Here is a 14,442-nt window from a genome sequence, read left to right on the forward strand (position 1 = left end):
TTTTTATGGGTTATCCCTTAATGAGTCTTTCTTCATTTTAATTTGCTATAAAATTTCTTTTTGGCTTTGTTCTCATCAAGTAGGGGTAACTGAGACTTTTTTAAACTTTTTAAAAATGGGTTTTTTGGTTTGATCGTTTAGATTTTATTTTATGGTGAAATTCATTTTCTTAAGGGGGTGGGGGGTGTTTTTGCGACAATGCCCTTAAAAACCTCCCTAGATCATAGACTGCCTTACAAGAAATTTCACTTGGCTAACGACAAAATTTTTTGCGTTTAAGCTTAAAAAAACGCTTTTTGGCATTTTTCAAACAAAGCCCTATTAAAATGCCTTAAAAAGTTTGTTAGGGAGAAAACACACTGACAAACAGAAAATAACGCTTCAATCTTTTTTAAAAGATCCAACGCAATATAAATATCCATTATTCTTATTTATCCACCATTTTATTGATTCTTTCAGGGTAGCGAGCCCCTTCTATTTTGATTGCGGCCAATTTTTTGGAAAAACTCCAATTTTTTTTGACTCCAAGAAACTTGCAAAGCCCCTATATTTTCTATGAGTCTGGATTCTTTAGTGGTGCCAAAGAGAGGGACAATGATTTTTTGGGTGTGCAAAATCCATGAAAGGGCTAGTTGGACTGGTGTAACGCCTTTAGCGTGCATGTGATCTTGAATTAATTCCACTAAGGCGTAATTTTTGCTAGATTTTCTTGATTAAACCTAGGAGAAACGCTTCTAAAATCCCCAACTAGCAAAGGTGGTATTTTTTTCAAATTTCGCGCTTAAAAACCCCTTGACCCAAAGGCGAAAAGGCGACAAAACCAATTTTTTCTTTTTCTAAGAATCCTAAAATCTCTTTTTCAGGTTCGCACCACCACAAGGAATATTCGCTCTGCAACGCACTTAAAGGGCAAATTTGATGGGCTTTTTGGATGCTGGATAAAACCCTGCTCCACTCATCCCCCAAGCTTTAATTTTCCCCTCTTTAATAAGAGCTTGCATAACTTCTGCCGCTTCTTCTATAGGCGTGTTAGTATCCACGCGGTGCTAGTAGTATGAATCAATGCATTCTATTTTTAAGCGTTTCAAACTCCCTTCAATAGTGCTCTTAATGCGGCTAGGACTGGAATCTAAAAATATGCTTGCGTATTTGTCGTTAGGATTTGCGTAGTAAATCCCAAATTTGCTCGCCACCAACAACCTTGTCTCTAAAAGGCTTGATCGCTTCGCCTAAAAGCTCTTCATTATCTTCCCCATAAGCTTCTGCGGGTATCAAAAAAGTTAATGCCCAATTCCAAACCCTTATGGGTAAGCTTAACCATCTGCTTTTTATCATGGACTTCCCCATACCCATAAGTCATGCCCATGTACCCTAAAGCTAGGGCACTCACTTTTAAAGGGCTTAAATGACGCTGTTGCATACAAATTCCTTAATTTCATATTGGGTTTTCAATATAACCACAATCCCAATTTTTGTCAAACTTTCTAAACTCAGAGATAATCTATCAAGTTTTGCACATTGTGGATTTTGTGGGTTTTTTGTAGATTTTTAAGACAGAAAAACCACCAACTCGTCAAAATTTGATTGGTTTCTATTCATTTACTTTTGAAAAATATAATTCGTTCGCTTTTAAATTTACATGAGAAGGAGTTTTCGTATGAAAAAGCAAATCTTGACAGGCGTTTTGTTATCAGTTTTAGCGGTGAGTTCTGCATACGCTCACAAAGGCAAAGAAGACACTAAAAAACCTGGGTTAAGCTCTCAATTAGTGGCTCACAAAGGCAAAGAAGACACTAAAAACCTGAGTTAAGCTCTCAATTAGTGGCTCACAAAGGCAAAGAAGACACTAAAAAACCTGAGTTAAGCTCTCAATTAGTGGCTCACAAAGGCAAAGAAGACACTAAAAACCTGAGTTAAGCTCTCAATTAGTGGCTCACAAAGGCAAAGAAGACACTAAAAAACCTGGAGTTAAGCTCTCAATAGTGGCTCACAAAGGCAAAGAAGACACTAAAAAACCCAAAAAATCAGTAGCTTAAGGGCTTTAAATCTAAGGGGAGCGTTTAAAAAACGCTTTCTTTTAAACCCACTTTATCAATTCTATCAATTTTTACTACTTTTTAATTTTTCGTATACAGATTTTTTAATTTTTGTTCGATATAGTTGTGTTTCTAAAAAAGGCGTTTAACTTTCTTGTAAAGAGTAGAGGCGGCTTGAATAACTTCAAGGGGCGTGATGGATTTTCATGCACAAATGGTTTCTTCCATTCTTAAGGGGCAGACTCGTTTTTTGCAAGGCGAACAGCTTAAATGATGGTTTAATACAATGGCTTTTTGGGCTTTATAGGGGCTAGTCTCTTTTTCATTAGTGGGGCCAAAAAGAGCGATTAAGGGGGTTTGTGTGCCAGTAGCCACATGCATAGGACCGCTATCATTAGTGATGAATAAATCTAAAGTAGCGATGCGCTCTATTAATTCTTCAATGCTGGTTTTCCCACACAGATTATAAGCGTTATGAAATAATAAGGGGTTTTTCAACAAGCCTTTAATGGACTTTAAAATTTCTTCAGAAACGATAGCATCTTCTTTAGCCCCAAAAAAATAAATTTCATACCCTTTTTCTAAAAAATAGCAGCGACTTCAGCGTAATAAGAAGCTAACCACCTTTTAGCGCTCCCATAGCTTGCACTAGGGTTGAAGCCGATTTTTTTAGGGGTGTTTGGGGTGTGAGTGGGAAGGTTAAAGGCTAGTTTTAAGGGTAAAACGCTTTTTTTATCTAATTCTTTTTTTAAAAATTGTGAAAACAAAAAGCAATATTTTTCCACTTGATGATACTCTTTGGGGGCAACAGTTATTGCATGGCTAAGGAAAAAAGAACGAAAAAATTGGGCAAAACCGATGCGAATAGGCGTTTTTGTCGCATAGAGCAAAAAAGCGAATAAAAATGGTTGTTTAAAGCGATGGCCATATCGCAACGCCCTATTTTTTGAGCGAGTTTGTAGGTGGCTGATAACCTAAAAAAGGATTTTTTGGTGTCGTCTATGAAAACGGCTTCTATTTGCTCATCTTTTTTGAAAAGTTCGCAAGTGATTTTTGGACCCACTAAGATAAAATGCGCGTTAGGGTAGTGGTTTTTAAGGGTGTAAAAAAGCGAGCTTGCCATCACCCCATCGCCCAGCCAATTAGGCAAACGCAATAAAATGCGCATGCGTTTGGGTGCACTTACGCTCATCAATAGCCCTTTTTTAAAGATTTTAAGCTAAAATTTTAACATACAAATACAAGGAAATGGAATGATTACCCCTAAAGTGTTGAGTGGGTTTAAAGACCGCTTGCCTAAAGATGCGATACAAAAGGCTCAGTTGCTTTCTAAAGTTTCAGTTGTTTTTCAAAGTTTTGGTTTTGTGCCGATTGAAACCCCTCATTTGGAATACGCTGAAACGCTATTACCTGATGCGAGTAGCGATATTCAAAAAGAGATTTATCGCTTTAAAGATCATGGGGGTAGGGATGTGGCTTTAAGGTTTGATTTGACCGTGCCATTAGCGCGCTTTGTCTCTTTGTACCATCAAACGTTAGGAATGCCCTTTAAACGCTACGCCATAGGCAATGTCTTTAGGGGTGAGAGGGCACAAAAAGGGCGTTATAGAGAATTCACGCAATGCGATTTTGATTTTATAGGGAGCGAGAGTTTGGTGTGCGATGCTGAGATCATCCAAGTGGTTATCGCTTCCTTAAAAGCTTTGGATTTAGAAGATTTTTGCGTCTCTATCAATCACAGGAAAATTTTGAATGGGATATGCGAATATTTTGGCATTTCTCAAGTGACTGGAGTGTTGCGCATTGTGGATAAATTAGAAAAGATTGGCTTAAATGGGGTTGAAGAAGAATTAAAAAAAGAGTGCGATTTAAATCCAAACACCATTAAAGGGCTTTTAGAAATGGTTCAAATCAAGCAAGACGATTTAAGCCATGCGGAATTTTTTGAAAAAATTGCTTATTTGAAAGACTGTAATGAAAATCTAAAAAAGGGCATACAGGATTTAGAAAAACTATACCAATTGCTAGGGGATTTACAAATTTCTCAAAACCTGTATAAGATTGATTTTTCTATCGCTAGGGGCTTAGGGTATTATACAGGGATTGTGTATGAAACCACGCTTAATGACATGAAGTCTTTAGGGAGCGTGTGTTCAGGGGGTCGTTATGATCATTTGACTAAAAATTTTTCTAAAGAAGATTTGCAAGGGGTGGGGGCTTCTATTGGGATTGATAGATTGATTGTGGCTTTAAGTGGAATGCAATTATTAGATGAGCGTTCCACACAAGCTAAAGTGCTAATCGCTTGCATGAATGAAGAATATTTTTCTTATGCAAACCGCTTGGCGGAGTCTTTAAGACAAAGCGGTATTTTTAGCGAAGTCTATCCAGAAGCCCAAAAAATCAAAAAACCCTTTTCTTATGCTAACCATAAGGGGCATGAGTTTGTGGCCATCATTGGCGAAGAAGAATTTAAAAGCGAAACTTTAAGCTTAAAAAACATGCATTCAGGCATGCAACTGAATTGTTTGAGCTTTTTAAAAGCCCTTGAAATCATTGGAGAAAACGATGAAGACTTATAATATCGCCATTGTTGGAGCTAGTGGGGCGGTAGGGCAAGAGTTAATTAAGGGTTTAGAAAATTCTTCTTTCCCTATTAAAAAGTTTGTCCCGCTCGCTAGCGTTAGAAGTGCCGGTAAAAAGATCAAAGCGTTCAATAAAGATTATGAAATTTTAGAAACCATGCATGAGGTTTTTGAAAAAGAAAAGATAGACATCGCCTTTTTTAGCGCTGGGGGGAGCGTGAGCGAAGAGTTTGCCACAAGTGCTTCAAAAACTTCTTTAGTGATCGATAACACGAGTTTTTTTAGGTTGGATAAAAAAGTGCCTTTAGTCGTGCCTGAAATCAACGCCAAAGAAATTTTTAACGCTCCCTTAAATATCATCGCTAACCCCAATTGCTCTACCATTCAAATGACGCAAATCTTAAACCCCTTGCACCTTCATTTTAAGATAAAAAGCGTGGTGGTTAGCACTTATCAAGCCGTAAGTGGGGCAGGGAATAAGGGGATAGAGAGCTTGAAAAGAGAGCTAAAAACCGCTTTAGAATGTTTAGAAAAAGACCCCACTATCGATCTAAACCAAGTCTTGCAAGCGGAGGCTTTCGCTTATCCAATTGCTTTTAATGCGATCGCTCATATTGATGCTTTTAAGGAGAATGGCTACACTAAAGAAGAGCTAAAAATGGTGCACGAAACCCATAAGATCATGGGCGTGGATTTCCCCTATCAGCGCGACTTGCGTGCGCGTGCCGGTATTAAGGAGTCATAGCGAGAGTTTGAGTATCACTTTTGAAAAAGAATTTGATCTTAAAGAAGTCTATGAAGTGCTAAAAAATGCCCCTAGCGTGGTTGTTTGCGATGACCTAGCCATAATCTTTACCCCACGCCTTTAAAAGCGAGTAACACTGATACCACCTTTATAGGGCGCTTGAGAAAGGATTTGTTTGACAAGAAAACTTTGCACGGCTTTTGTGTGGCAGATCAACTAAGAGTGGGGGCAGCCACCAATGCACTCAAAATCGCTTTGCATTACATTAAAAACGCTTGATAGGCTTTATTGAGAAAATTTGTGGTAATACTCGCCCTTGTCCGTGATGATTTTAATTTCTAGCAATTGATTAGGCTTGCAATTCAGGCGATAAAAATCTGTTGCGAATATTTTAATTCATGGTTAAAAAGCTTTTCTTTTTTAAACTTCTTGCTCAATTTTGGCTCCACTTTTTTAGTCGCTTCGCATGAATTTCCTCTATTGACAATGAGATTTTTAATCACAACCGGTTCATCATTCATAGAAGTGATGCTTAAAAGACTAGAATCCGTCATTTTCCCTACCAATTTCCCCCCAGTCGCGCGATAATCCAACTTAAAATCCAAATCCTTCGCCCCCAAATAAACACCGCTTATAGCCAGCAAGCTCAAACACATTTTTTTAAACATCAAAATCCTTTCGCTAGTAATATTTGTGGGGTATTATAATCAAATTTTATTATCCTTTTTTGATCGTTTGAGTCGTTGCGTTTTTTTTTTTATCCATTCAAATAAGCATGAAAAATTATCTTTTGTTTCGCCTTCTATCGCATCTTTTTTGCTATGCAAAAGCCTTGTTTTAAAAGCTATGGCTAATTCCATACGCTTGCTTTGGGCGTATTCTTTTTTATCGTGTTCACTGAACAAATCTTCAATTTGCTTGAATTTTTTATCGCATTGTGAGAGTTGTAGGATTATGATAGAATTTCCCATTCTTTCATTAGCTTCTTTAAATTGTTCGCTAGTTGCTTGCTGGTCAGCATCATCTTTTCTATCATCATCTATCAAAACAATGGGTCTATTATCTAGCTCAAGGAGTTTTTGAATGGTTTCTTTCATCTCGTTTGAATCGTTTTTAAGCCCTGAAATGGGTAAGAAAGTGAAATCAATGGGGCGTTTTTTGTATTCTCGCTTATTGAAATACAATTTAAAAGCGCTCAAATAACAATAATCCGTGATGCCTTCCACAAAGATGATTCGGTGTTTTTTAGGGTCGCAAAAAACATGCTGACCCACCCCTAAAGAGCGCTTGATTTTATCTAGGGCATCGGAGTCTCTGCGTGCATTATTTAGGGAATAATTAAAGTTATTCTTAATCGCAGAGCCTTTTATTTCTTTTTCTACAATCCTTATTTCATCTAAATGATCTGTATCCACTAAAAAGGGGTCATGGGTGGCTAGGATAAGGGTAACATTATTTTGATGAGCGTATTCTTTTAAAAACTTCCTGAATTCTTTTTTGGCTGGCACGCTTAAATGAGTGGCTGGTTCGTCCATGACATAAATAATATTATTGTTAAAACTAAAACTTGATCCCACATTATAGAGAAAACCAAACATGAAATTAAACGCTCATTGAAAACCGGTGCTTTGCTGGCTTAAGATGATTGGTTTATTTTGCTCGTGGGATTTTCTGCAATCATAAACTTCAAGTTTCATTTCATATGCCGTATATTTCTCTCTAAAAAGCTTCTTGTTGTGTCCGACACGAATTTTTAATGGGTAACTATCTTGACGCTCGTCTTGAGCGATCGCTAAAAGTCTGTTAAATTCTTTTGTGATTAAAGAATCCATTTTTAATTGCAAGTTGTATTCTAAAATTTCTGCAATATTTTCTAATATTTCTGTAAAATTTACCTTAAATAAAAGAGAGCTTTTCATTAAAAAATTCAAGTTGACATATATCATTATCACACTCACCTTTTATTTGAATTTGAAAAGGATATTTTGATTGTTTAATTTCTTTTAGTAATTCTTGGTCTATTTCTTGCAAGTATTTTTTAGGGATATTGAACGATTTATTATAAATAGAATAAATTTCTAAATCATTATTTTTATCAAACATTATTTCTAACCCTTGCTCATATTTTAAGTTTTTTTGATTAAAATTTTTATAATTTAAAATTCTCCCAAAAGTATCCCAAATTGTATTGGGGTGAAAGTCCATTTTCCTAAACAATGAATTTCTAAAGAACCAATCCGATTGGTTAAATTCAGAAGGGGAAGAATAATCAATACAAGTCAATAATGTAGTCTCAAGGTCATTATCTGTGATTTTTAGCTCTTTATATTCTTTAACGATTGGCACGAGTTTATCAAATTCATAAGATAAACCACCGCTTAAAGGGAAATGTAAGTGTTGAAACGCTGTATAAGGGTTACACTCTCGGCAATGCTCTGCGAACTCAGAATAATTTTTACTTTGTTTGAATTTTTCCTTGTTTGCTTCAAATTTTTTTTTGATTTCATCAATATTTTTAGGGAACAAATGAGCGTTGCTTTTTTCATCTAAAGTTTTTATAGTCTCCCAAAGAGATTTTCTTGCTGATTCAAAAAAATTCCTGTCTCTGTGTCGCTTAATTTCTGAATTGAATAATAAGTCTATCTGTTTCAAATAAAACTGACACATCATGTATTTAATATCTTTAGATATATCATTAGTAACATGACTTGCTACATATTTTTTGCATATTTGTTGGATATTATTCAGCAAAACATCATAATTTAAATTAGGATCTAGCGTTTTTTGATTTTTGCAGTGGTGTTCAATTTCTTGGATCCACAGCTCTTTTTTTCGCTCAAAATCCTTTTTTCTTTTATCATGTATGTTATCATGTATATTGATATTTGATTCAAACCGCTCAAATTGTTTCTTAAAATTTTCATTGATAGGGTATTTTTTATCTATCTCTTTAATAATATCCTTAACCAACTCTGATAATCTTTCTTGAGATTGTACATTTTGTAAAACTTCAATTTTTGGTGCAAATTTTTCATTAGAGTCAGTAGTTTTAAAAAATTTATCTAAACTCTCTATCTTTTTTAAGATGGTTCCCATATCTTTTGGTTCAATTTCTCTTTCGCTAAGTTCTTTTAAATAAGAATAAATTTTTACTAATTGTTTTTGTTTGCCTTCCCCTATTACAAAAAATTGATTGGGTTTGTATTCTCTATTAGGAGCGTTGTATTCTATAATTTCTCTTATACACTGACAAAAATTTTTAACCAATTGATTATTACCACTTAAATGTTTAATTAATTCTTTGAAAAGCAGATTGTTGGCTTGTCTAGTTGCAAATTCGCTCAATTTTGATTTTTCTTTTGCAAATTCGCTCAATTTTGATTTTTCTTTGTAGAATTTTAAAAACGAATCTAATGTACCATAAGACATGATGAGACTTATAAAACCCCCTATAAAAACACTAAAAGGGTAGATGATTAATATTTTTGATAATTCCTTTACTTCTTCGTTAATTTCTTTAAATTGGATTTTCAAATCCACGCAAGAAAAATCTGTGGTTTTATTATTAAAGCTTGTTTCTTCTTCCAAGCTTAAAATAGTGTCTTTATTTTCAAGGAGTTTGAAATCATCTTCCTCACTACAAAGTTTAACATCCATACCATCAAATAACTTCAAAGCCTCTAAAACATTGCTTTTGCCGACATTATTTTCCCCCACTAAAATCACTAACCCCCCATGCTTGTTTTCAAAATCTGAATTTAAAAGCAATTCTGAATTTTTACTCAAATTCCTAAAATTGCACAATTTCAAAACACGCTTATAAAGTTTCATGCCTTGCCCCTTTCTTTTCATGCTACTTAATATAGCACAAACTCATTTAAGGCAAATTTTTGACAATGCATCAATTTATAATGCAAAATTAAACAAAACATGCTATAAAGAAGCCTTAAATCATTCTAAGGATTAAAATGCTCACACAAGAAGATGTCTTAAATGCGTTAAAAACGATTATCTACCCTAATTTTGAAAAGGATATTGTCAGCTTTGGTTTTGTTAAAAACATCACTTTGCATGACAATCAATTAGGGCTTTTAATAGAAATCCCCTCAAGCTCTGAAGAAACGAGCGCGATTTTAAGAGAAAATATCTCCAAAGCGATGCAAGAGATGGGCGTGAAAGCTTTGAATTTAGATATTAAAACCCCACCCAAACCGCAAGCCCCAAAGTCCGCTACCAAAAATTTGGCTAAAAATATCAAGCATGTGGTCATGGTAAGCTCTGGTAAGGGCGGTGTGGGTAAAAGTACAACTAGCGTGAATTTAAGCATCGCTTTAGCGAATTTGAATCAAAAAGTGGGGTTATTGGACGCTGATGTGTATGGGCCTAATATCCCTAGAATGATGGGCTTGCAAAACGCTGATGTGATCACTGATCCCAGCGGTAAAAAACTCATTCCTTTAAAGGCTTTTGGCGTTTCTGTAATGAGCATGGGGCTTTTATATGAGGAAGGGCAAAGCCTCATTTGGAGAGGACCTATGCTCATGCGAGCGATTGAGCAGATGATAAGCGATATTATTTGGGGGGATTTAGATGTTGGTGGTGGATATGCCCCCAGGAACAGGCGATGCGCAACTCACTCTAGCCCAAGCCGTGCCATTAAGTGCAGGGATCACCGTTACTACGCCCCAAATCGTGAGTTTAGATGACGCTAAACGGAGTTTGGATATGTTTAAAAAACTACACATTCCTATTGCAGGCATTGTAGAAAATATGGGGAATTTTGTGTGTGAGCATTGCAAGAAAGAGAGCGAGATTTTTGGATCAAATTCTATGAAAGAATTACTAGAAGCTTATAATACGCAGATTTTAGCCAAGCTCCCTTTAGAGCCTAAAGTGCGTTTAGGGGGGGATAGGGGCGAACCGATTGTGATCTCTCACCCTACTAGCGTGAGCGCTAAGATTTTTGAAAAAATGGCGGCAGGATTTAAGCACGTTTTTAGACAAAGTAGAAAAGGAAAAATTAGCCGACAATAAGGACATCCAACCCACGCAAACGCATGCTTGCTCGCATTGATTTTTAAAAGATCGCTTTTTTAAAGCTACCGCTTGCTTTAAGCAAGCTCTTTTATGATTAGATCATAGAAAATGCTTTTAGCATTTTTTTAACCAACCGCTTCACTTTTTGTTTGATTTTAAAAAGCAAAAATTCTATAAGGAGTCTAGAAGAAAGTCTAGGCAAAAGGAATGCAAAAGAACGCCGTTTGTCTACAAAAGATAGGGCTTTGTTGAAAGTGGCGGAGTTTGTTGTTTTTTGTTTTGAATATGATTAAAGAGGTGATCTAAAAAGGGAGTGTTAAAATATTTATCTTTAAAAGGCGTTTGCATCAAAACTTCATGCCATTTTTTCGCGCCAAAGACGCTGAAGATTTTCCAAGGCTTATCGCCCCAAAAATGCAACATGCACACTTCTTTAATGCTAGGGAATGAGGGGGTGTCAAGGAAGCTAGGGTGGGCATTATAGGGGTAAGGCAATTCTAAAATCCTGCCACGGCACACAAAACACAAGCATCTTGATCGTTAAATAAAAGTTTTTCATTTTTCAAAATGAAAAATCCAATCAATTGGTTTTCAAGATTTTCTTTACGCCATAATTTTAAGTTTAAGGCTAAAAACCCTGCATTAAAGTAGTTGTCAAAAAGGATTTGAGCTTCTTCTAAATTAGGGAAAGCGTTAGCGACGCCGATAGATTTTGCTCGCCTTTGGCGTAATTCGTATAAATCCTTAGCCGAATTCCTATTCATAGCGATCAAATCTTTTTCTCTCACAGCCCCAAAATAATGCGCTTCAAGGGGGATAAAAAAGCTCTCACTAATATCGCCCACAAACAAAGTATCCACATCAAACATGATCATCTTGTCATATTGAGGGAAAAGGGAAGCCAAAAGCAAGCGGCACATGATCATTTTAGAAAAGCGTTTTTGAGAATAATTGCTGAGTTTTGTGAATAACTCTTCAATCTTATTGGCTATTATTGGATCAATGTTTTGATAATGATCGCTTTTAATGGTTTGGTTCTTTTTTATTTCTTGGTTTTCTTTGGGCGTGTTATGAGTAGAAATCTCCAAAAACTCTACGCTAGAAAAAGCGCTAAAAGGAGCGAGAGTTTCTTTTAATTTTTCTATATTTTCAGCGCTTAAACCATCCACTAAACAATGGATTTTATAAAAGAGTTTTACTCTCTCTCTCTCTGTTTTAGCGTTCGCTAGCATAGAATATAAGCTCACACCAGCTGGGATACAATAATTGTTATCAAAAGCCACCACAATAGGGATAATCACACTATCTTGCACACACAACCCTTAAATCTTTAAATTGAACCCACTAAAAAGGGTTTTCGTAATTATATCTTTTTTCAATGTTTTAAGCTTTCAATTTCTTTATTTGGAGAGCGAAAAAAATAAGTCCATAGAAGAATGGAAACGCTATGCAGAGCCTTTTAAAGATAATGGTTTTCGTTTCAAATGCCTTGACATAGAAGCAGTGAGTGATTCTAGCATTAAATCCTAACACATGCAAGACTTCGCTGATGTAATTAAAGCGTATTGCAAGCAAAAAAAGAAATTAAAAGGGAGTTGAAAGACTTACAAAGAGATAGTGAATTTTGGACTAAAAGCTCTCAGCATGAAATGGTTGTGCCGGTGGGTGGGATATTAACCATAAAGAAGTGCATTAAAGAAGTGCGCTTTGAAATTGGTAATGAACAAAACCCACACGCTTATTTGTGGGTGCAACGGGAACGGAAAATCCAATTTCTTGCATGTGTTGATTCAAAATTTAGCCTTCTACTATGCGCTTGATGAAGTCCAACTCTTTTTATTAGACTATTAAAGAGAGGGTAGAATTTAACGCGTATGCAGATCCGATTTTAAAGCATGCGAGATTAGTGAGCGTGGAAAGTTCGGTAAGTTTTGGCATGAGTTTCTTAAGTTGACTTTGTGAAGAAATGCAAGAAAGAGCCAATTGTTTCAAAGAATTTGAGGTGAAAGATTTACAAGATTACAGAAAGCATAAGGAAATGCCTAGATTTATCGTAGTGGTTGATGAATTTCAGGATCTTTTTAACAGCTCCAGTAAAGAAAAAGGTGCAGTGGAGAGGCATTTAACCAATTCGCTCAAAAAGGGTCGTAGCCATGGGATTCATTTAATCTCAGCCACTCAAACCATGCACGGCGATAATATCAGTAGTAGCCTTAAGGTTCAAATCGCTAACTGCATCGCTTTGACTATGGATGCAGAAGATAGCGATAGTATTTTAGGCGATGGTGTGGCTTGTGAGCTTGTGGGATCAGAAGGCACTTTTAACAACAATGGAGGGCATAAAAATACCACACCAAGATGAGTATCCCTAAAGCCCCTGATGATTTCAAAGCCTTTATTAACAAATTCATACTGAATTTGGAAAAAGAAATCTTGCCCCATAGAGCATAAAATCTATAATGGCGAATTGCTTTTAAAAATACCCAACATGCTTGAGGATAAGGTAATGCACTTGCATCTAGGAAAAGGGGTGGATTATGAACAAAAGGACTTTATAGTTGGGTTTGAAAATAACCAATCGCATTTATTAGTGGTGAGCAATAACATAGAAGCTCGTGCAACCTTAATGAGACTTTTAGCCCAAAACATCAAAAGTGCAAACAAAGAATGGAAGAAAAAGCCACAGACAACGAGCAGTATTGCGTCATTTTTGTGCATGATCTCAAACAAATTTCTTCAAATTACAATCCTGGTGGTAGTTTAAAAGATTTGTTGAAAGACCACTTCAAGCAATGCCTAGCTTTTGAGTGCAATGAGGAAAACTTAAGGGGCTATCAAAAGCTTAAACGCTATGGAAAACGATTTACCATTAAAAAAAAACGCAACGCGCTCTTCATAAATGCTTCTAAAGACAGCGTTACTGAGTTTAGGCCTTTTATTTTGTTAGAGTGAAAAAAAAAAGGGGGATCAAAAAGACTAAAAGGGTTTTAGTCTTTTTTGAATCTTTTGCGTGACTAAACGAGCGATTTTTTCTCTTAAAGCTAATAAGGGTTCTGAGCCTTTAGCTAAAGCTTTTAGGCATAAATGAGAACTAGCGATCTCACTCACTGCCCCATCCACTTCAGCTTCTTCAATCAATTCTCGCGCACCAAATAGCTCTAAAGGCAATTGATAAGCACCAGATTCAAATAATGCGTATAGCCATCAAACATGCACATGTTAGTCATGTCGGTGGTTTTTGGATCTAAAATCGTGTTGTCGTAATAGATAGGTTTATTATCTTGTAAAATAGAGATTTTAGTGTGCAAGCGGTTGAATTGGAACAATTCATTACGAGCCACTCGCCCTGCGACAATGATTTCACTATAAAGCAATTGGGAGCCAGAATACAAAGAAATCGTGGTATTACCCTTAAAATGTGCATTTTCAAAGGGGATCAAGGGAAAAGGTGCAAAGTCTAAAAAAGGCGTTTTCTCCCACAACAATATGCATATCCCTACTAGCAAACCCATCTTCTGTGTTATGGATTTTCTCAAAGGATTGCGAAGTGATCCTTAACTTGCAATTTTGACCGATGTTTAATTGCATGTCTTGTGCATCGCCTTTCATTAAGCCAGGGCTTACCGCTAAAAGCATGATTTCAGCTAAATCGTCTTTAGGGTAAAAGGGTGCCATGAGTTTAAAGGGGGGCGTGAAGAAATTGTCTTCAATCACGCACCGTCCGTCAGCTCCTATTTTGGTTTTTAGCCTGAGCTTGGAATCTTGAGCGTAAGTAGTCATCAATCTTCCAATAAAGCGTTGCGCTTAATCCAAGCGATCACATCATCCAAACCTTCTTTAGAGCGGATATTCGTAAAAATAAAGGGCTTTTCGCCGCGCATTTTTTTAGAATCTCTTTCCATGACTTTCAAGTCCGCTCCCACATAGGGGGCTAAATCATTTTATTGATGACAAGCAAGTCTGATCGCGTGATTCCTGGACCGCCTTTCCTTGGGATTTTATCGCCTTCAGCCACATCAATCACAAAAATCGTAAAGTC

The 14,442-nt window shown here is 36.3% G+C and carries 1 protein-coding gene and 11 pseudogenes; 5 read left to right on the top strand and 7 right to left on the bottom strand.

Translation table 11 applies throughout. From position 1 onward, the window contains the following. Window positions 1–427 precede the first annotated feature (427 nt). Window positions 428–1,420: pseudogene (locus DYI00_RS07725) on the bottom strand (aldo/keto reductase). A 237-nt stretch (window positions 1,421–1,657) separates the two neighbouring features. Here DYI00_RS07725 and DYI00_RS08110 point away from each other — a divergent pair. Beyond that, window positions 1,658–2,036 (top strand): annotated as a pseudogene (locus DYI00_RS08110) (flagellar protein). Window positions 2,037–2,168: 132 nt separating this feature from the next. Here the strand turns inward: DYI00_RS08110 and waaF are convergent. Further along, window positions 2,169–3,228: pseudogene (gene waaF, locus DYI00_RS07740) on the bottom strand (lipopolysaccharide heptosyltransferase II). 61 nt (window positions 3,229–3,289) lie between these two features. Here waaF and hisS point away from each other — a divergent pair. Continuing rightward, complete coding sequence (hisS, locus tag DYI00_RS07745; RefSeq protein ID WP_011578366.1) at window positions 3,290–4,618, top strand: histidine--tRNA ligase; 1,329 nt, start codon at window positions 3,290–3,292, stop codon at window positions 4,616–4,618. After that, window positions 4,605–5,645, top strand: a pseudogene (gene asd, locus DYI00_RS07750) (aspartate-semialdehyde dehydrogenase). The gene hisS and the pseudogene asd overlap by 14 nt, the downstream one beginning before the upstream one ends. Window positions 5,646–5,651: 6 nt before the next feature. Here the strand turns inward: asd and DYI00_RS07755 are convergent. Both DYI00_RS07755 and DYI00_RS07765 read right to left on the bottom strand, forming a co-directional pair. Further along, a pseudogene (locus DYI00_RS07755) lies at window positions 5,652–6,034 on the bottom strand (hypothetical protein). Window positions 6,035–6,073: 39 nt separating this feature from the next. Next, window positions 6,074–9,197 (bottom strand): annotated as a pseudogene (locus DYI00_RS07765) (AAA family ATPase). 3 nt (window positions 9,198–9,200) lie between these two features. Between DYI00_RS07765 and DYI00_RS07770 the strand changes: the two are divergent. After that, window positions 9,201–10,440 (top strand): annotated as a pseudogene (locus DYI00_RS07770) (Mrp/NBP35 family ATP-binding protein). A 57-nt stretch (window positions 10,441–10,497) separates the two neighbouring features. Here the strand turns inward: DYI00_RS07770 and DYI00_RS07775 are convergent. After that, window positions 10,498–11,716: pseudogene (locus DYI00_RS07775) on the bottom strand (glycosyltransferase family 8 protein). Window positions 11,717–11,738: 22 nt separating this feature from the next. Between DYI00_RS07775 and DYI00_RS08625 the strand changes: the two are divergent. Beyond that, a pseudogene (locus DYI00_RS08625) lies at window positions 11,739–13,355 on the top strand (FtsK/SpoIIIE domain-containing protein). Between the two features lie 24 nt (window positions 13,356–13,379). Here the strand turns inward: DYI00_RS08625 and DYI00_RS07790 are convergent. Next, window positions 13,380–14,183, bottom strand: a pseudogene (locus DYI00_RS07790) (urease accessory protein UreD). Then, window positions 14,183–14,442, bottom strand: a pseudogene (locus DYI00_RS07795) (GTP-binding protein); the annotation flags it as partial. The pseudogenes DYI00_RS07795 and DYI00_RS07790, both read right to left, overlap by 1 nt.

Origin of the sequence: Helicobacter acinonychis (assembly GCF_900461455.1) — a bacterium.
GTDB lineage: Bacteria > Campylobacterota > Campylobacteria > Campylobacterales > Helicobacteraceae > Helicobacter > Helicobacter acinonychis.

Excerpts from the sequence above, each read along its gene's own strand:
- hisS (WP_011578366.1), top strand. The coding sequence starts at position 3,290 with ATGATTACCCCTAAAGTGTTGAGTGGGTTTAAAGACCGCTTGCCTAAA.